Genomic DNA, 18,252 nt, shown 5'->3' on the forward strand with positions numbered 1-18,252 from the left:
GTGTATGGCAAAATAAAAATCTGCATATAACTATTGCATTATAGCATCAGCTCAACCAGAAATAAATAATTAATTGGTTATAAACATTTTATATGAAAAATACCGTATTATCAATACTACTTTTGGCTTTTATTACCTCTTGTAAAGATCGCAAAAGTGAAACCCCACAAAGCCAGGATCTTCAAATCAAAGGAGATCATGTGATGATTCCTGAAAACAATCCTGTTTTAAAAACAATTAAAACAGAAGTGGTCACCGAAGAGGAACACAGTGATGGTGTAGTATCCGCAGGAACTATCCAGGCAATCCCCAATCATTATGCAGAAATTGCCAGTCCTTTTTCCGGAAGAATTACAAAATCCTTTATCCAGCTTGGTCAAAATGTTTCTGCGGGAAGCCCGCTTTTTGAAATCCTTTCTTCCGATTATTTTTCAGTTCAGAAAGATTATACAGATGCCTTAAATGATGTGCAGCTTGCAGAGAAAAATTACAGACGCCAACAGGATCTGGTAAAACATGGGGTCGGTATTCAAAAAGAGCTGGATGAAGCGGAAACAGATTTTAAAAATAAAAAGACCTCACTTTCTAATGCCTCCTCTGCCCTGAAGGTATACAACAGCAAAGGAGGAGGTATAGGAAGTCCCCTTATTGTAAGAGCTCCTATCAGTGGAGAAATTATTTCCAACAAGATTGTTAACGGTCAGTATCTGAAAGGTGACGCAGATCCTGTGGTTATTATTGCAGAACTTTCCAAAGTATGGATTTCCGGGGATGTTAAAGAAAAAGATATTCGTTTTGTCAATATCGGAGATCATGTCTCTGTAAAAATAAGTGCTTATCCGGATCGAAATATTACAGGAAAAGTATACCACATTAATGAAATAGTAGACGAAAATACCCGAAGTATAAAAGTCCTTATAGAATGTGACAATCCGGACAGAAAGTTAAAACCGGGTATGTATGCCACCGTTAATTTCTCAACGACTCCCGAAAAAACAGTTATGATCCCCGTTACGGCTTTAATGCAGCAGGATAATACTCAGTATGTATGGATAAAAACGGGAAAGAACCAATTTACCAGACGTTCAGTGGCCACAGGTGAAACAGACCAGAAATCAGTAAGAATTATTTCAGGATTAAAACCAGGAGAAACCATCATGACTGAGGGCGGAATTTATATGCTGGATGCAAAATAATATGAATGTGATAAAATGTACAATCTAAAACCTGTAAAGACCGTATCCTGTTCAGCATAATTACATGATACGCCACACTTTATATACTGTACAAAAATTAAGAATTATGAAGCAATTACTTACAATCTCTATACAGAAGAGGTGGCTGATGCTCGCGCTCTTCCTCTTACTAGGCTTTTTTGGTTATTATTCCTGGACCAGATTATCCATAGAAGCTTATCCTGACATTGCCGATGTCAGCTCACAGGTGGTTACACAGGTACCGGGACTGGCTGCTGAAGAAGTAGAACAGCAAATTACCATTCCGTTAGAAAGGGCTCTGAACGGACTTCCGGGAATGCATGTCATGCGAAGCAAAAGTACTTTTGGACTTTCTATTATCACAATGGTATTCGATGACGGTGTAGATGATTACTGGGCCAGACAGCGAATTCAGGAAAGACTGACAGATGTGGAGCTTCCCTATGGTGCACAGCCGGGGTTGGATCCCCTTACCTCTCCTATCGGCGAAGTCTATCGTTATATTATCGAAAGTAATACCCATAGTCTGCGGGAACTTACGGATTTGCAAAATTTTGTAATTATTCCACGCATTAAACAGGTTTCAGGAATTGCTGATGTAACCAATTTCGGAGGCATTACTACCCAGTTTCAGATCGAGCTGGATCCTCATAAACTAGAGCAGTATGGTCTTTCACTATCTGAAGTTACCGAAACTATTTCCAGAAATAATGTAAGCGCCGGCGGGAGTATGCTACCCCGGGGAAATCTGGCCTATGTTATCCGGGGGATAGGTTTGGTAAAAGATTTAACAGACCTTGGAAAAATTGTGGTGAAAACACAGAATGGAGTTCCTGTTTTCCTGAATGATGTAGGAACACTTAAATATGGAAACCTCGAAAGAAAAGGTATTCTAAGCTATACAGACAGAAAACGCAACTACTCCGAAAGTGTAGAAGGAATTGTACTTTTACTAAGAGGACAAAATCCGTCACAGGTACTGGAAGGTGTTCATCAGGCCATTGAGGAATTGAATAAAGAGACCCTTCCTCCGGGGGTAAAAATCCATCCTTTCCTGGATAGAACAGACCTGGTAAAAACAACACTTACCACTGTATCCCATACCCTTACAGAAGGAATTGTGCTGGTTATTATTGTACTTATTGTATTCCTTGGAAGCTGGAGAGGTGCATTATTGGTTGCTATTACCATTCCGCTTTCCTTATTATTTGCATTTATCTTAATGCATTTCACTAATATCCCTGCCAATCTCCTTTCACTCGGAGCCATCGATTTTGGGATTATTGTAGATGGTGCCATCGTCATGTTGGAAACTATCCTTAAGAAAAGAGAAGATAATGCAGAAGAAACCCTGGAAGAAAAAACAATTACCCAAAGAGTGATTGAAGTGGCCAAACCTATATTCTTTTCCACCATTATTATCATTACTGCGTATCTCCCGTTATTCGCATTTGAAAGAGTGGAGAAAAAACTGTTTACCCCAATGGCGTTCACGGTAGGTTATGCCTTATTGGGAGCACTCGCGGTAGCATTACTTCTGATTCCGGGATTAGCCTATGTAATCTACCGTAAACCACAAAAAATATATCATAACAAATGGTTGGAAAAAATAAGTACTGCCTATGGAAAAAGAATAGAAAAGATCATGCAGACTCCTAAAAAAGTCATTATACCGGTCAGCATTGTATTATTATCTGCAGGAATACTTTCCTATGCCGTAGGAAAAGATTTCCTTCCTGAGCTGGATGAAGGCTCTATATGGCTGCAGGTACAGCTGCCTCCCGGTATTTCTTTAGCCAAATCAAAAGAAATGAGTGATACCCTGCGTGCCCGAACACTGAAACACCAGGAAGTCACCTATATGATGATTCAGGCAGGCCGTAATGATGATGGTACTGACCCATGGACCGCTTCTCATTTTGAAGTATCTGTTGGTATAAAGCCTTACAGCGAATGGCCTTCCGGAAAAACTAAAGCAGATTTAATTAAAGAGCTGGCCGCAGATTATAAAAATATGCCGGGATTCACGGTAGGTTTTTCACAACCTATGATTGACGGGGTTATGGATAAAATTTCCGGGGCCCACAGTGAACTGGTTGTAAAGGTATACGGAGAAGAATTCAAGGAGACCAGAAGGATTGCTGAAAATATAATGTCTACTTTGAATACCATCCCAGGTTCTGCTGACCTTGCCATCGATCAGGAACCTCCTTTACCTCAACTGCAAATTATTGCAGACAGGGATAAGATTGCTCAGTATGGTCTCAATGTGGCAGATGTAGCAGACCTTATTGAAGTTGCATTGGGAGGAAAAGCTATTTCCCAAATTTTTATCGGTAATAAAGTATATGATATTTCCTGTCGTTACACCGAAGACAGCCGCGACACTCCGGACAAAATAGGAAACCTGATGCTTACCTCAGCTTCGGGGGCCAAAATCCCACTGTCACAGGTAGCAGAAGTAAAATTAAGCACCGGTGAAAGTACCATTACCCGAGAAATGAATAAACGTCATCTCACCGTAAAACTGAATTTAAGAGGTACCGATCTTTCTTCTTTTCTGAAAAAAGCTCAGGATAAAATTGAAAAAGACATTCAATACGATCATGGAAAATACCAGGTCAAATGGGGTGGTCAGTTTGAAAACCAAAACAGGGCTTATTCCAGATTGGCATTTATTGTTCCGCTGGCATTAGCAATTATGTTTCTGTTATTGTATAGTGCATTTGGTGATTTCAGACAGGCTTTGGTGCTCATGTCTATCGTTCCATTGGCATTATTCGGTGGAATGCTGGCCCTCAATATACGCGGAATGTCTCTTAATGTGTCTTCTGCTGTCGGATTTATTGCATTATTCGGGGTAGCCATTCAGAACGGGGTCATTATGATTTCCCACATCAACGACCTTCGTAAAAAAGGCTATGATTTGAAGCTTGCAGTCACCAAGGGAGCAAAAGATCGTTTCAGACCAGTACTGATGACGGCAACCGTTGCAGTAATCGGATTATTTCCAGCATCATTAGCTACAGGAATCGGTTCAGATGTACAGCGGCCTCTGGCTACAGTGATCGTTTACGGATTGATGTTCTCTACTATTTTAACACTGTTTGTTCTGCCTGCTATTTATTTTATGGCTGAACGCCGCAACGAAAAACAAAATTTAGAATCAGATGAAAATTAGAGCTCATTTTATCATATTATTTGCTGTGTTATTCAGCATGACAGATATCGTAAAGGCACAGGAAAAAGAACTTATACGTTTTGAAGAATACCTGAATCTTGTAGGAAAGAAAAATCTCAGCTATGCTGCCCAAAAATATAACGTAGGTATGGCCGAAGCATCGATCCAGACTGCAAGTATGTTTCCGGATCCCCAATTGGAAATGGAAACCACCAACAATGGGGTAAGAGAGAATATGGGGTATGTTTACGGAGCTTCTATCGGATGGACACTGGAGCTGGGAGGTAAAAGAAAAGCCAGAATAAATCTGGCCAGAAATCAATCTGAACTGAGCAAAATACAACTGCAGGATTTTTTCAGAAACCTCCGTGCCGATGCCGGTTTAGGGTATATCGATGCTTTAAAATCCAAAGCCCTTCTGGGAGTACAACAGGACTCATACAAAAACATACTGCAACTGGCCAAGTCCGACAGCATCCGATACCGCCTAGGAACAATATCACTGGTTACGGCAAAACAGAGTAAATTGGAGGCAGCCTCCTTACTCAACGAAGTGTTTCAGGCTGAAAGTGCGGAGCTACAAGCATTAACCAATTTATCGGTATTTCTCAGTGACCACAAAATGACAGGCAGAGAGGTTACCGGAGATTTTAATGCTTTCAACAGAGATTTCAGTGTAGATGATCTGATCCTTCAAGCACTGAATGAAAGAACAGATTTATTAGCAGCCAGACAAAATACACAGATAACCCAAAGTCAAATCAACCTTGAAAAAGCCAACCGTGCCATAGACCTTGGAATCAGTGCCGGCGCAGAGCGACATACTGAAGCGATCAATGAAATAGCTCCTTCACCAACCGTAAATGCAGTAAAAATAGGACTTAGCATTCCTTTGAAATTTTCAAACAAAAGAAATGCAGGATTAAAAATAGCAGAAATGGCCCATTCTCAGGCTGAGGTCGAGTACCAGCAAGTTGAGCAAAGCATACGGGCAGATGTGATGCAGGCTTATCAGCAATATACAGCCACTCAGAAGCAGGTAAAACAATTTCATAACGGAATGCTTACAGAGGCCAAAAGTATATTGGAAGGGATTACGTACAGCTACAAAAGAGGGGAAAGTTCTATTCTGGAGGTTCTGAATGCCCAGAGAACCTACAACAGTATCAGGAAAGACTATTACCAGGCTCTTGCAGATAATGCCACTGCTTTAATTGAACTTGAGCGGAAAGCCGGAATCTGGGATATTGAATTTTAGAAAATAAAACTGAGAACATTTTTCATCAAAAAACTATGAGACTACAGATTAATTCCATATTCCTTTTTTTTCTTTATCAAAAAAGCTCTGAGATCTATATGATTCCGGAGTTTTTTTACTTATTTCTTGTATTGAGATTCATAGGTACTGATCCAATCTTCAGGAGTCATTTTTTTACTCAGCTCAGCAATTAATTCAAAAGGAATATCTTCCACTTTTTTGAAGCGGACACATGATTTTCCCATATCCAGTTTTCTCTTGGAATATTTGGGATATTCTGAAACAAACCATTCCAAAAGTTCCGGTCTGGAATACAGCCCCATATGGTATAATGCTATAAAATTTTTCTGAGAAGCCAGATTAATGAAAGGTAAAGGGGTATTGGCTGCACAATGATAGCCGGCAGGATAAGTTTTCAAAGGGACAACCCAGCCTATCATTCCATAATTGGTGGCATCCTCAAAACCCTTCGGTAAGTTTGTATGAATACTATCAAAAAGCTTCTTGAAAGCCTCCTGTCTCTCTTCAGGAATCTTTGAAATATAATCTTCAATGGACTTAGATAAAATTTGCATTTTCAGTTCGTTTTTAAAGGATCAAATTAATAAAAAAAATTCATCTCAGGATAAAAAAATGGCAGTACATCACTATACTGCCATACAATTTATTTACATAAAAAAAACTTATTTCTTCACTGCCTTTACAGTAGATTGAGTCCCATCTTTAAAATAAAGGGTAACAAAATACAGCCCGGTATTCAGCATACTTAGATTAAGCTCTTTTACAGGGCCCTCAATGGTATTCACAATTCTTCCTGAGAGATCTACCACTGTGACAGATTTCACTTCTCTTGTATCTGATATATAGAGAATATCTTTAAAAGGGTTCGGATGAATTTCAGCTTTCTTGGTTACTTTATTCACTTCCGAAGTACTCAGCTGGGCATTTTCAACGGTAAAGTCATCTATATAGAAATTATAATCCAGACCTTCATTTACAGTTCCGGAAGTTCCATAAAATGCAAATACCGTATGGGCATTGGTATTGGCCGTTAAATTATAACTGTATTCATTCGATGTGTTGGAAGGACCGTTAGCCGTATTCCAGGTTTGTAATATCGTCCACGTTGTTCCATTGTCTTCGGAAACCATAAAATGTACAATATCATCGCCTCCCATTAAAGAAGTTGCAGTTCCGGAATATGTTGTAACTCCGTAGTTAAATTTCACTCTGTACCCACCTGCCGAAAGATCGAATGGCACTGTTTTAAGCCAGCCCGTTCTATTGGTAGAATACAAATTCATATGGATGGACGGACCGTTAGCTGATGTATTTAAAAAATTACGCTGATCCCAATAGACTGTAGTTGCAGTAGGTCCTGTGGAAGGGCTTCCGCCAGAGATATTATTGGCCCAGCATGTCCCCGGAACGCTGCTGAAATTATTAGTATATGGAGGCACCAAAGCACCACAGAGCGTAGTAAATGACTTAGAGAATGACCACGCACTTTCACTCGTTGCAGTGCTGCAATTTGTTCTTACCCAATAATAATAGGTTGTACTTGGAGCTAAACTTCCCAATGTATAAGAGGTTCCTGTCACATCCGAATAAACAGGAACTGTAGCGCTGGTAGGAGTTGTGGGACTTGTACTGTAATAAATATCATGGCTTACCGCTTGTGTGCCGGCAGGAACTGTCCATGAAATATCCGCAGAACTTGAGGTAACCGTTCCTGTAGCAGATAGTGTAGGCGCTACACAATCAGTATAAACATCTGCCGAGAAAGCAAAAATATTGGCTACACCTGCACTACTGGTTTTGGTTATTGTAATACTCTGAATAGGTTTGGCCTGGTTGGCTGCATCAATATTTAAAACAGCCTGATATAATCTCGGATTGGTAGAATTGGCATCCAGCGCATCTGAAGTTCTGAGAATTCTCCCAATCCCCTGAATTGCAAAATTCGTTCCTCCATACCAGTCTGTGATTCCTTGCCCGGTAAAAACCTGGGTCGTATTGTCTGTAAAATTAACTGTCACATTTACTGTAGAGTTGCCACTTCCACTGGTCGAAAGCATGTATAATTTGAAAGCAGCCACAGGATTGGTAAATACGAGAGTCCCGGTATTTGCTCCTGCGGTATTACTGTTAATTCTTAAAGAATTATTTCCTGAATAATCTCCAAGCTGATAACTTAAACCCGGCGTTGAAGCCACTACTGAGTTTATAATCCCATTGGCAGGAAGACCATAGGTAAGTGGTGTGCTGCTCGCAGTGAGTTGAAAATCCCTGGAGATAAAATTATAGGAAACTCCATCCACATCCATTGTGGTAGAAGCCATAGAAGGTCCTATCCCGTTGGCGATAACGTCAGCTGTATATCCGGACTGAACGGGCATAGGTTGAAAATTTTGAGCCATCATGAATGATGCCGAAAATAGAGCAATAGCAGGAAGTGCTCTCAAAAATAAATTTATTGTCATTTTATTCACATTTGAGCGGTAAATTAAGAAAAATATCAATATAAAAAGAATATTTTTATTGAATATTTAATTAAAAATTAATTTAATACTCATATTAATATTTAGGCATTAATATGATACGCTTTTAAAATGGAGAATTGTAACATAATGAGATGCTTCTTCTTACCGCTTAATTTTATTATTGAGAAATTAAATCTTATTTTTGCCATACAAATTTTTTAAACAATGCCGAATATTTCAAACAGAGCACTGCACATGCCGCCATCGCCGGTAAGAAAACTAGTTCCTTTCGCATTACAAGCAAAACAAAAAGGGATAAAAGTATACCATCTTAATATCGGGCAGCCTGATATTGAAACTCCGGAAACAGCTTTAAATGCTTTAAAAAATATTGATTTAAAAGTATTGGAATATGCCCTTTCTGAAGGTAATATAGAATACAGAAAAGCCCTTACTGAATATTATCATTCATTAGGTTTTGCTGATTTGACACCTGAGAACTTCATTGTTACCAATGGTGGATCAGAAGCCCTTAATTTTGCTATTTCTACATTATGTGACGATGGTGATGAGGTGATTATTCCTGAACCTTATTATGCAAACTACAATGGTTTCACCAGTACATTTAATGTCAATGTAGTAGCAGTTCCTTCTACTATTGATACAGGTTTTGCCCTGCCTCCGATAGAAGAATTTGAGAAAAAAATCACAGAAAAAACAAGAGCTATTGTCATCTGTAATCCTGGTAACCCAACAGGATACCTGTATACCCGTGAAGAGTTGCAAAAACTTGCAGAAATTGCCTTAAAATATGATATCGTAATCATCTCTGACGAAGTGTACAGAGAATATGTATATGACGGAAAGCAACAGATTTCAATGCTTGATTTCCCAGAATTGAGTGAGAACTGCATCATAATAGACTCGGAATCCAAACGTTATTCTATGTGTGGAGTAAGAATCGGATGTATGCTTACCCGTTCTTCAAAAATCCGTAATGCAGCAATGCTTTTTGCTCAGGCAAGACTAAGTCCTGTTCTTTTGGGACAGATTGCTGCCACTGCTGCACATCAGAACGATGGTGCTTATATTAGAGCGGTAAGAGAAGAATACACCCACAGAAGAAATGTATTGGTTGACCTGTTAAATGCTATTCCGGGGGTCATCTGTCCTAAACCGAGAGGAGCATTCTACTGTGTAGCTGAGCTTCCGGTAGATGATACCGAAAAGTTTGCTCAATGGTTACTGGAAAAATATTCATTGAATAACGAAACCATTATGGTAGCTCCTGCCGGTGGATTCTACAGCAACCCTGAACTGGGTAAGAAACAGGTAAGAATTGCTTATGTTCTTAAAGAAGAAGATTTAAAAAGAAGTGCTGAAATCCTTAAAGAAGCTCTAAAAAAGTACAGAGAAGAATTTAGCCTATAAATTATATTATAATATGATGCCGACAACAAAAAATATACATCTGAAAATACTGTTTTCGATCTTTTTGCTGTCGGCATTTTTTTCTTGTGACAAAAAGGAATCGGCACCAACAGCCCATAAAGACCCTTACGAGATTACATCTATCAGTATATCCAATATCGGAGGAAACCTTGGCTATTACAGAATTATAAAAGTCACCAAAGATTCTATCACCGTGGAAAAGGGAACAACCTCCACTCAAAATCACAAAAAATGGCATTCAGCTATCAATGCCAGCACCTGGAAACAGCTTACCTCATCCATCCATATGGTGGATCTTGATCATATAAAAAGTTCTCCAAGCCAACAATCTGTAGACGGTATAGATGAAACTTTCCAGATCCGAACTCCGAAAAAGTCACATATTTATGTTAATTCTTATGTTGATACTGTACATTACAAACAATTTCAACAACTTAAAGAACATATAGACCACATTCTGCCAAAAGAATACAAATAAAACATGCAAGAAAATTTTTCCTTACAGCCTTACAATACATTTGGAGTTGACGCCAACGCTAAATATTTTACTGAAGTCAGCAATACCGAAGAATTAAAAGCAGCGCTCAGCTACTCAACATCTCAGTCTCTTCCACTTCTTTTTTTGGGAGGCGGAAGTAATATTTTACTGACCAAAGATTTTGACGGCCTTGCTATTAAGCTTAATTTAAAAGGAATATCCGAAGAAAACTTCAATGATAATGAAGTGTTTGTCACGGCCAAAGCTGGTGAAAACTGGCATAAATTCGTGATGTATTGCTTACATAAAAATTATGGTGGACTAGAAAACCTCTCTTTAATTCCAGGAAATGTAGGAACTTCTCCCATGCAGAACATTGGTGCTTATGGAACGGAAATTAAAGATATTTTTGTTAGCTGTCAGGTATTGGATCTGGAAGACCTTGAAGTTAAAACATTCAACCTGGAACAATGCCGATTCGGATACAGGGATTCTATTTTTAAGCAGGAAGGAAAAGGCAGATATGTTATTCTGGAAGTCACTTTTAAACTGACCCGGAAAGAACATCATGTAAAAACAGAATACGGAGCGATTACATCTGAACTGAAACATCTAGGCATTGAAAACCCAACTATCCAGGATGTATCTCAAGCAGTAATCAATATCAGACAAAGCAAACTGCCGGATCCTAAAGAAATCGGGAATGCCGGAAGTTTTTTCAAAAACCCTACAATTCCTTTGGCCCAGTTTGAAGCTTTACAGCAAAAGTTTGAAAACATTCAGGGATACCCTAATGGAGACATGGTAAAGGTTCCTGCCGGATGGCTGATCGAACAATGCGGATGGAAAGGGAAACAGATTGGGAATGTAGCCTCACACAAGCTCCAGTCATTAGTAATCATCAACGCAACCGGAAAGGCAAGCGGAAAAGAAATTTTTGACTTCTCCACGGACATTATCAATTCCGTGAAAGAGAAGTTTGGGATAGAACTTGAACGGGAAGTGAATATCATTTAATTAAAATACAAGGGCTGCTTCAATATTGAAACAGCCTTTAATTTTTACCGTTTTCTCAATGCATCATCTTATGTACGAGTATAAAACAGCAACTTATCCTGAAGTAGTTCACGTCCATTTTCCATAAAATCATTATTTTAGCTAAAAATAAAGACACAATATGAAAATAGCGATTCTGGGAGCCGGAAATATGGGACTATCTTTTTCAAAATCTTTTTTGAAGTACGAACTGATCAAACCTGAACACCTTCATCTGATCATCCGAAATCCATCTAAAGTAGCTAAAATAGCTGAGAACTTTCCCAAGTCTATCATTTCAACTTTCAGCGAGGTTAAAGAACTGGATGCAGACCTGGTTATTATCGCTGTGAAACCTCAGGATTTTCAACTTGTTGCTCAAAATATCCAGTTTACATTAAAGGAAAACCAGATGGTTTTATCCATTATGGCAGGGATCAATATCGATAAAATCCAAAAATCACTTAATCATCCGCTTGTGGTAAGAGCTATGCCTAACTCTCCTACTCTTTTGGGTATGGGAATTACGGGCTATACTGCTGCAGACGGAATTTCTTTCAGCCAGCTAATCAATATTGAAAGACTGCTCAACAGTACCGGTCGCTCTGTCTATCTGGAAAACGAGGATCTTTTGGATGGTGTTACTGCATTATCAGGAAGTGGACCGGCTTACTTCTACTATATCATTGACGCCATGATTAAAGCGGGAATTGAAATGGGCATTGAAGAAAACCTTTCCAAGCTTTTTGTCAAACAAACGATGCTGGGGGCTTACCACCTAATCAACAATTCTGAAAAAAGCCTTGAAGAGCTGATAAAAGATGTCGCATCCAAAGGTGGAACTACAGAAGCTGCATTAAAGACATTTGAAGAAAACAGCTTTAAAGACATTTTAAAACAGGGAATTCTAAATGCTGAAAAGCGGGCTAAAGAGCTCAACAACTAAGCTTTTTCTCTACAAATATTCTGATCTGCCAGCCCAAATACACCCCGAAAGTATTCAGGAGGATATCATCTACCTCAAATATTCCCATTCTGGTAAAGTATTGGAGCGCTTCTACAATAACAATAGCTGAAATGAAAGCAATACACAATGTTTTCAAATCCTTAAACCTTGGAAAAATCCAACCCAGAAAACCAAAAGGAATAAACATAATAATATTTCCTAAGACAATAATCACAATATCTTTCCATCCATCTGCAGTCTGAATAAATTTAATCGTAGAAAAAATAGGTTTTACGGTGATCAGGTTATCTTCATACTGATATCTGCCCATCCCCAAAAACATCAGGTAAAGCAAAAATAAGGTATAGGGAATAATTGCAATTTTGTATACTTTCTTTAACATCAGGTGCTAAGATATTCATTTCAAAAACATTAAATTTGTATATTAAAATAAATTAATGAAATACGTTTTACTTACACTTATTTCAGCAATGCTGCTGTCGGTTTCGTGGCCTACCTATGGAGTTCCTTTTTTTATATTTTTCGCCCTTGTTCCCCTCCTGATGATGGAACATGGAATTTCAAAATTCTCCAGCTATAAAAGAAAAAGCTGGATGGTTTTCGGACTTTCCTATCTGTGTTTTATCATCTGGAATATCGTCACTACAGGATGGTTATACGGCTCTAAAAATCCGGATGGAAGCCATTCTATGATGGCTGTTGTATTCCCTGTTTTGGTCAATTCACTTTTGTATTCTTTGGTTTTTCAATGTTATCATTGGTACAAAAATGCCCAGGGAACGTATTGGGGCTTAGGATTTTTGATCGCCATCTGGATGAGTTTTGAAAAATTCCATCTGGGTTGGGAACTGACGTGGCCATGGTTGAATTTAGGAAATGTATTTTCTGAATATCCCAAGCTTATCCAATGGTATGATACCCTGGGAGCTACAGGAGGAAGTTTCTGGATCTTACTGATCAACGTTTTAATTTTCTATACCCTGAGAACCTGGGAAGCAGGAAGAAAGAGAAAAGATCTGATTAAAAACTCTTCAATTGTAGCGGCATTAATTGCTGTTCCAATGATTATTTCATTAATCAAGTACAACAGCTTTAATGAAAAACCATCCGGACAGGTGAATGTACTGATGCTGCAGCCCGATCTTGATCCGTACATGGAAAAATACTCAAAAGACAGTCTTACCATTGAAAATGACCTGCTGAAGCTGGCTGAAAATAATTCAAAAGGAAAAATTGATTATTTCATTGCTCCGGAAACAGCCATTCCGGGAAGAGGTTCAATTTCAGAAACCGGTTTTGAAAAAAGTTTACTGCTAAACAATATCAAAGACTTTTTAGTAAAACATCCCGGATCTGTTTTTGCTACGGGAATTTCTTCACACCGCTTTTATTTTGATCCGTTACAAGCGCCAAAAGAAGCTTACCAGATCAATTCCGGAGTTTGGGTGACGAGTTACAATACGGCCATTCAGCTAGCTCCCCATCAGAAAACACAGGTTTACCATAAGGGAAAACTTGTTCCGGGAGTTGAAATCTTTCCTTATATGAGCGTTCTTAAACCTTTATTGGGAGATGCCATGCTCAATCTGGGTGGCACAGTAGCTTCCTTAAGCACAGATAAAGAAAGGCTTGCTTTTTCAAATCCTTACAATAAGGGAAAAATAGCTCCTATCATTTGCTATGAAAGCATTTATGGTGAATTTGTTACTGATTATGTAAAAAAGGGAGCCAATTTCTTAGGGATCATGACCAATGATTCCTGGTGGGGAGTTTCAGAAGGACACAAACAACTTTTATCTTACGCCAGATTAAGAGCTATTGAAACAAGACGAGAAATTGCCCGTGCAGCCAATAGTGGAATTTCCGCACATATTGATGCCAAAGGAGAGGTTGTAGCCGATACTTTTTATGGTGATCAGACTACTTTATTTGCTAAGGTAAATCTTTATGATACGATGACTTTCTATACAAGAGCCGGAGATCTTCTTTCAAGGTTTTCAATCTTTGCCTTAGGTTTCCTGCTATTTTATTTTCTGATTAAAAAGTTCCAGAACAGAGCAAAGAAAGGATAGTTGTTATAGGATGATTGAATCTATTAGAGCATAAGCCCAAATGAAGGAAAAAATATTCAGATACAGATATTCTATCATTTTTCTATTTTATTGTATAATGGTATCTTATCTAAGTAAAAATGCAACGCTCATATTTGAGTGGAAAGTCATTATACAGGATTTTGCGGTTTATCATGACTATTATTATCTAGGGAAGCCCTCCAGCTATATGCCTCCTCTATATCCTTACTATTTACTTTTGATACAAAGTATATTTAAAATCCCTCAATGGATAATGATATCCTGTATTTTACAGTCTGTTATTCTATTTTTTTCAGTTTTATCACTTGTTCAAAATTTCGAAGAAAATGACAAGAATAAGAATAATTATTTCATTGCTTTTGCATGTATTATTTTCTTTCCCCCTATCCTTCTTGGCAGTACAAAAATTAGTTCTTTTGCGCTAACGGTTTCTATATTCAGCGTTTTCTTTGCTCTAATATTAAAATTATCAAAAAAAATCACCCTCAAAAATATAGTGTTGGTTTCAATTGTATCAATACTGGGATTATATATTCGGTATGAATTTTTATTCTTAATGATTATCTCAACAATCGTACTCATATTGTATAAAAAATTAAAGTACTACAGCCTCCTGATTCTGTTCGCATTCATATTGATCACATACCTTCCCTGGTGTATAAGAAATTATGAAAAAATAGGAACTTTTCATTACTCAACTTCTTTAAGTTATAATTTTGCAAAAGGAAATCATGAAAAATATGATGTTTTCTCAAGCGGTAATTTCCCCTATGATCCGTCAAAAAAAATAATATTAACGGATGAGTATCTTCGCGCTAATTATGAAAATGAAAAGCAAATAGATAACTACCTCAATCAACTCAACAAGAATTTTATTTCATCACATCCTAAACTGTTTATTGAGAATAGTTTAAAAAAAATTGGAATTAATTTTTTGAATTACTATCCGGGGAACTATAACTTTTCAGGTAATACAGTCCCCTATTTATACAGTATTAGTTTATTAATTTTCAATCTGCTGTTAATTTATATATTATTTCAAAAGCTAAAATCAAACTTTACATTTCAAGCAGCATTTCTTGGGATATTATTTATATTTTACCTACTGTTTTATTCAATAGCCCCTTTACCAAGATATTTTTTATTCTATTTCCCTTTATTCTTTCTTTTTGTATTTCAATACTTCAGTTGTAAAATACAATCAGTTCTATTGAAAGGAAATAATAGAAGTTCTTTCCGACGGTAACTTAATTTAAATAACAAAACACTGTTTTAACAATAAAAAAAATGCTATATAAATGATTTTAAGGAGTTATATTTCCTCATGAATGTTACAGGTTATATAGAATTTAGCATAAAAAAAGAGAAAAGCCAGCTGGACGTCTGGCTTTTCTCATTGATAGAAGATAGAATGATTCAATTACTTAATCGTAAGTTTCTTGGTGGTTATTTCGTTTTTTATCTTCAGTTTTAATACATAAATTCCTTTTGGTAAGTGAGAGACATTAATAGACTGGTCACTGTTCAAAGTAATATTCAGTTTTTTACCATCCATTGAAAACATTTCAGCTTCAGAAACCTTTTCTCCTTTGATATATACTTTCTCAGAAGCAGGGTTCGGATATACTACAAGCTGCTGTCTTGTCATCGTATCACGCGTTCCTAATGTGCTGTTTTCTGCAGAAGAATTAGAATAGGTTTTTGATGCATCTATTGCCTTGACGCTCCAGTACACATTCTGAACAGAAGGATTCAGCTCCAGAAACCATGATGGTGTTGTCACTATATATTTGGCAATATCTGTTGCTCCCGGCGTTGATCCAACACTAATTTCATATCGTAAAGCATTGACAGGCGTTTTATCATCTGTAGCCCCACTCCACGCAAAATTAAACCTATTTCCGTTTCTTGTCATATTCAGATTCGTGGGAGGTGTAGGCCTTGCATTGGCTTCCGTAGATGTATTTTTAAAAATCTTCGTCAGGGAAGGCATATCAGGATTTGACCAGTCGAATCCGCTCAACAAAATATCCAGATGGTGATCATTATTAAAATCAAACAGCTGAACAACTCCAGGACCTCCCAGGTTATATATTCCCGTAGTGGCTCCCTCAGTAAAGTTTTGAGTGTTTGGATTATACAGATAGGTCTTTACCGCTGCATCATTATCATTCCCGGCAATTATAAAATCATAATAACCGTCATTGTTTAAGTCTCCAATGCTTATAGAGGCATCGGAAATATCCGGCAGATTAAGCTGATGAGTAGTCAGAGTACCCGTTCCATCATTCATTAAGACAGCAAAATATCCGTTATCACTATCATCCTTTCCTGCCACAAGAATATCCTGGAAACCATCAGCATTAAAGTCTGCAAAGTCTATCTTTCCGCTTGTCAGAGGTTCAAAATCCTGGGCGAAGGTCAAAACTCCGGCCTGATTCATGTATACCCTGGAGATGGGGGCTCCATTAATATCAGATCCAATGATGACAAGATCTAAAAGCTGATCATTATTAAGATCAACCATTTTAAAGCTACCGTTCTGAGTTCCATCTACCCAGTTTTCAGTCATGTCAAAACCAGCTCCTGTATTCCGGTAAAAATCCAGGCTGTTTCTAAAACCTCCCCCATGGGAGTATTGAGTTCCATTAAGTGCATAATCCTGTCTTCCGTCGTGATTAAAATCAAAAACTTCTAGAGATCCATAAATTTTTCCCGAGAGGTTTTCTTCTTTTACAAAACCTGTTCCCGTATTCCTGAATCTGTATTGTTTATAATTAACCACATCCATATAGCTAAGTCCTGTAGAGACAATATCCAGCAGTCCGTCATTGTTAAAATCAATAAACTTGATATCTCCCAAATGCGTAGGCCCTACGCCAAGCCCGGCATAAGAAGACAATCCTGAGCCATTATTTTTATAAACTTCATTATAAGTCATATCTGCTGTTCCATCTCCGTCTGAATCTATAGCTCCATTGAATACAATATCCATCGTCCCGTTATTATCAATATCAGCGATATCCGCTGCTGAATAATAAAAATTGTTCATCCCCGTCTGTATTTCAGTAAAATTCTGAGCAGCTAAACAAATCGGCACCATAGACAACAGAATATAAATTCTCTTCATGTTATTTTTATTTAGATTAATTAAAAACAAAGATAGGCTATTAAATTATTTTCTCTAAAGAAACGTTGCATGAAATATATCAGGCCTGCTCTACCACCCAATTCCGGCAATTCGGCTATTTTAAAATCAATATTATTAATCAGTAAGTTATTTACAAATATTTTCCAAAAGATTTGTCTATCTAAAAAATTCTTCGTTATTTTGCACTCTCAAATATTATACAAATAAGAACATCGAGATATGTCAAGAATTTGCCAAATAACAGGAAAGCGTGCAATGGTTGGTAACAACGTTTCTCACGCTAATAACAAAACGAAGCGTCGTTTTGAAATTAACTTATTGGAGAAGAAGTTTTACCTTCCGGAGCAAGATAAGCACGTAACACTGAAAGTATCAGCTCATGGATTGAGAGTGATTAACAAGATTGGAATCGAAGAAGCTATTGAAAGAGCTACTAGAAACGGATTGATTAAAAAGAATTAATACATCATGGCAAAAAAAGGAAACAGAGTTCAAGTAATCCTTGAATGTACAGAGCACAAAGAGAGCGGTATGCCAGGAATGTCTAGATACATTTCTACAAAAAATAAAAAGAACACTACAGAAAGATTGGAATTGAAAAAATACAATCCTGTTCTTAAGAGATCTACCCTTCACAAAGAAATCAAGTAATTTATAAATATAATTTACAATGGCAAAGAAAGTAGTAGCAACCCTACAAAGCGGTCAGTCTAAAAAAATGACTAAAGTGGTGAAAATGACTAAGTCTTCTAAATCAGGAGCTTACGTTTTCGAAGAAAAAGTAATGAATGCAGACGAAGTTGATGGTTATTTGAAAAAATAATCAAGACTTTATTTACAATATAAAAAACTACTCAGATTTTGGGTAGTTTTTTTGTTATCTTTGTTCACCAGATTATTAATCAATAAAATATGAAAAAGATTCTTGTTCTGTTTT

General features: G+C 37.4%; 16 protein-coding genes. 11 read left to right on the forward strand and 5 right to left on the reverse strand.

What is annotated here, in order from left to right:
• Positions 1 to 92 precede the first annotated feature (92 nt).
• From B8967_RS07030 to B8967_RS07040, 3 genes are all read left to right on the forward strand, one after another.
• Entirely contained in the window at positions 93 to 1,196 is a 1,104-nt protein-coding gene (locus B8967_RS07030; RefSeq protein ID WP_084085398.1) for an efflux RND transporter periplasmic adaptor subunit, read from the forward strand.
• Between the two features lie 106 nt (positions 1,197 to 1,302).
• Complete coding sequence (locus B8967_RS07035; protein ID WP_179140036.1) at positions 1,303 to 4,398, forward strand: efflux RND transporter permease subunit; 3,096 nt, start codon at positions 1,303 to 1,305, stop codon at positions 4,396 to 4,398.
• On the forward strand, positions 4,388 to 5,656 hold the full coding sequence (locus B8967_RS07040; RefSeq protein ID WP_084085399.1) for a TolC family protein: 1,269 nt from the start codon (positions 4,388 to 4,390) through the stop codon (positions 5,654 to 5,656). The genes B8967_RS07035 and B8967_RS07040 overlap by 11 nt, the downstream gene beginning before the upstream one ends.
• A 119-nt stretch (positions 5,657 to 5,775) precedes the next feature.
• Here B8967_RS07040 and B8967_RS07045 read toward each other — a convergent pair whose 3' ends face one another.
• Positions 5,776 to 6,231 carry a DUF1801 domain-containing protein gene (locus tag B8967_RS07045; protein WP_084085401.1) on the reverse strand — a complete coding sequence of 152 codons (456 nt, stop codon included), beginning with the start codon at positions 6,229 to 6,231 and terminating at the stop codon, positions 5,776 to 5,778.
• A 108-nt stretch (positions 6,232 to 6,339) separates the two neighbouring features.
• Complete coding sequence (locus B8967_RS07050) at positions 6,340 to 8,139, reverse strand: T9SS type A sorting domain-containing protein (protein WP_084085403.1); 1,800 nt, start codon at positions 8,137 to 8,139, stop codon at positions 6,340 to 6,342.
• Positions 8,140 to 8,364: 225 nt separating this feature from the next.
• Between B8967_RS07050 and B8967_RS07055 the strand changes: the two genes are divergently transcribed.
• The 4 genes from B8967_RS07055 to proC all read left to right on the forward strand — a co-directional run bounded on the left by B8967_RS07055 (position 8,365) and on the right by proC (position 12,050).
• Positions 8,365 to 9,570: a pyridoxal phosphate-dependent aminotransferase gene (locus tag B8967_RS07055; RefSeq protein WP_084085405.1), complete on the forward strand. Its 1,206-nt coding sequence runs from the start codon at positions 8,365 to 8,367 to the stop codon at positions 9,568 to 9,570.
• A 13-nt stretch (positions 9,571 to 9,583) separates the two neighbouring features.
• On the forward strand, positions 9,584 to 10,069 hold the full coding sequence (locus tag B8967_RS07060) for a hypothetical protein (RefSeq protein ID WP_228406066.1): 486 nt from the start codon (positions 9,584 to 9,586) through the stop codon (positions 10,067 to 10,069).
• A gap of 3 nt (positions 10,070 to 10,072) precedes the next feature.
• On the forward strand, positions 10,073 to 11,086 hold the full coding sequence (murB, locus tag B8967_RS07065) for a UDP-N-acetylmuramate dehydrogenase (RefSeq protein ID WP_084085409.1): 1,014 nt from the start codon (positions 10,073 to 10,075) through the stop codon (positions 11,084 to 11,086).
• Positions 11,087 to 11,246: 160 nt separating this feature from the next.
• A complete protein-coding gene (proC, locus tag B8967_RS07070) occupies positions 11,247 to 12,050 on the forward strand; it encodes a pyrroline-5-carboxylate reductase (protein ID WP_084085411.1) in 804 nt (267 codons plus the stop codon).
• Here proC and B8967_RS07075 read toward each other — a convergent pair.
• Positions 12,040 to 12,453, reverse strand: a complete 414-nt coding sequence (locus B8967_RS07075) for a VanZ family protein (RefSeq protein WP_084085413.1) — start codon at positions 12,451 to 12,453, stop codon at positions 12,040 to 12,042. The two genes, proC and B8967_RS07075, sit on opposite strands and share 11 nt — an antisense overlap.
• A gap of 55 nt (positions 12,454 to 12,508) precedes the next feature.
• Here B8967_RS07075 and lnt point away from each other — a divergent pair, with 55 nt between their 5' ends.
• On the forward strand, positions 12,509 to 14,143 hold the full coding sequence (gene lnt, locus B8967_RS07080) for an apolipoprotein N-acyltransferase (protein ID WP_084085415.1): 1,635 nt from the start codon (positions 12,509 to 12,511) through the stop codon (positions 14,141 to 14,143).
• A gap of 366 nt (positions 14,144 to 14,509) precedes the next feature.
• Here the strand turns inward: lnt and B8967_RS22290 are convergent, their stop codons facing one another.
• Positions 14,510 to 14,746, reverse strand: a complete 237-nt coding sequence (locus B8967_RS22290) for a hypothetical protein (protein WP_123863299.1) — start codon at positions 14,744 to 14,746, stop codon at positions 14,510 to 14,512.
• An 838-nt stretch (positions 14,747 to 15,584) separates the two neighbouring features.
• The gene (locus B8967_RS07090) at positions 15,585 to 17,294 is read right to left on the reverse strand and encodes a T9SS type A sorting domain-containing protein (protein ID WP_228406069.1); all 1,710 of its coding nucleotides are present in this window, start codon (positions 17,292 to 17,294) and stop codon (positions 15,585 to 15,587) included.
• Positions 17,295 to 17,534: 240 nt separating this feature from the next.
• On the opposite strand from B8967_RS07090, the gene rpmB reads away from it, so the two are divergent.
• From rpmB to B8967_RS07105, 3 genes are read left to right on the forward strand one after another with little or no spacing between them, the layout of a single operon-like run.
• Entirely contained in the window at positions 17,535 to 17,777 is a 243-nt protein-coding gene (gene rpmB, locus B8967_RS07095) for a 50S ribosomal protein L28 (protein WP_002976757.1), read from the forward strand.
• Positions 17,778 to 17,783: 6 nt separating this feature from the next.
• Positions 17,784 to 17,966 (forward strand): 50S ribosomal protein L33, encoded by a 183-nt coding sequence (rpmG, locus tag B8967_RS07100; RefSeq protein ID WP_027373683.1) that lies wholly within the window; start codon positions 17,784 to 17,786, stop codon positions 17,964 to 17,966.
• Positions 17,967 to 17,985: 19 nt separating this feature from the next.
• Positions 17,986 to 18,138, forward strand: coding sequence for a DUF4295 family protein (locus B8967_RS07105; protein ID WP_081989060.1), 153 nt, complete (start codon positions 17,986 to 17,988; stop codon positions 18,136 to 18,138).
• Positions 18,139 to 18,252: the final 114 nt, after the last annotated feature.

Source organism: Chryseobacterium sp. YR221 (assembly GCF_900176315.1).
GTDB lineage: Bacteria > Bacteroidota > Bacteroidia > Flavobacteriales > Weeksellaceae > Chryseobacterium > Chryseobacterium rhizosphaerae.

Excerpts from the sequence above, each read along its gene's own strand:
- B8967_RS07045 (WP_084085401.1), bottom strand. The coding sequence starts at position 6,231 with ATGCAAATTTTATCTAAGTCCATTGAAGATTATATTTCAAAGATTCCT.
- B8967_RS07075 (WP_084085413.1), bottom strand. The coding sequence starts at position 12,453 with ATGTTAAAGAAAGTATACAAAATTGCAATTATTCCCTATACCTTATTT.
- B8967_RS07090 (WP_228406069.1), bottom strand. The coding sequence starts at position 17,294 with ATGAAGAGAATTTATATTCTGTTGTCTATGGTGCCGATTTGTTTAGCT.
- lnt (WP_084085415.1), top strand. The coding sequence starts at position 12,509 with ATGAAATACGTTTTACTTACACTTATTTCAGCAATGCTGCTGTCGGTT.
- B8967_RS07030 (WP_084085398.1), top strand. The coding sequence starts at position 93 with ATGAAAAATACCGTATTATCAATACTACTTTTGGCTTTTATTACCTCT.
- B8967_RS07105 (WP_081989060.1), top strand. The coding sequence starts at position 17,986 with ATGGCAAAGAAAGTAGTAGCAACCCTACAAAGCGGTCAGTCTAAAAAA.
- B8967_RS07050 (WP_084085403.1), bottom strand. The coding sequence starts at position 8,139 with ATGACAATAAATTTATTTTTGAGAGCACTTCCTGCTATTGCTCTATTT.
- B8967_RS07060 (WP_228406066.1), top strand. The coding sequence starts at position 9,584 with ATGATGCCGACAACAAAAAATATACATCTGAAAATACTGTTTTCGATC.
- B8967_RS07035 (WP_179140036.1), top strand. The coding sequence starts at position 1,303 with ATGAAGCAATTACTTACAATCTCTATACAGAAGAGGTGGCTGATGCTC.
- B8967_RS22290 (WP_123863299.1), bottom strand. The coding sequence starts at position 14,746 with ATGAGTACGATTGTTGAGATAATCATTAAGAATAAAAATTCATACCGA.
- B8967_RS07055 (WP_084085405.1), top strand. The coding sequence starts at position 8,365 with ATGCCGAATATTTCAAACAGAGCACTGCACATGCCGCCATCGCCGGTA.
- B8967_RS07040 (WP_084085399.1), top strand. The coding sequence starts at position 4,388 with ATGAAAATTAGAGCTCATTTTATCATATTATTTGCTGTGTTATTCAGC.
- rpmG (WP_027373683.1), top strand. The coding sequence starts at position 17,784 with ATGGCAAAAAAAGGAAACAGAGTTCAAGTAATCCTTGAATGTACAGAG.
- proC (WP_084085411.1), top strand. The coding sequence starts at position 11,247 with ATGAAAATAGCGATTCTGGGAGCCGGAAATATGGGACTATCTTTTTCA.
- rpmB (WP_002976757.1), top strand. The coding sequence starts at position 17,535 with ATGTCAAGAATTTGCCAAATAACAGGAAAGCGTGCAATGGTTGGTAAC.
- murB (WP_084085409.1), top strand. The coding sequence starts at position 10,073 with ATGCAAGAAAATTTTTCCTTACAGCCTTACAATACATTTGGAGTTGAC.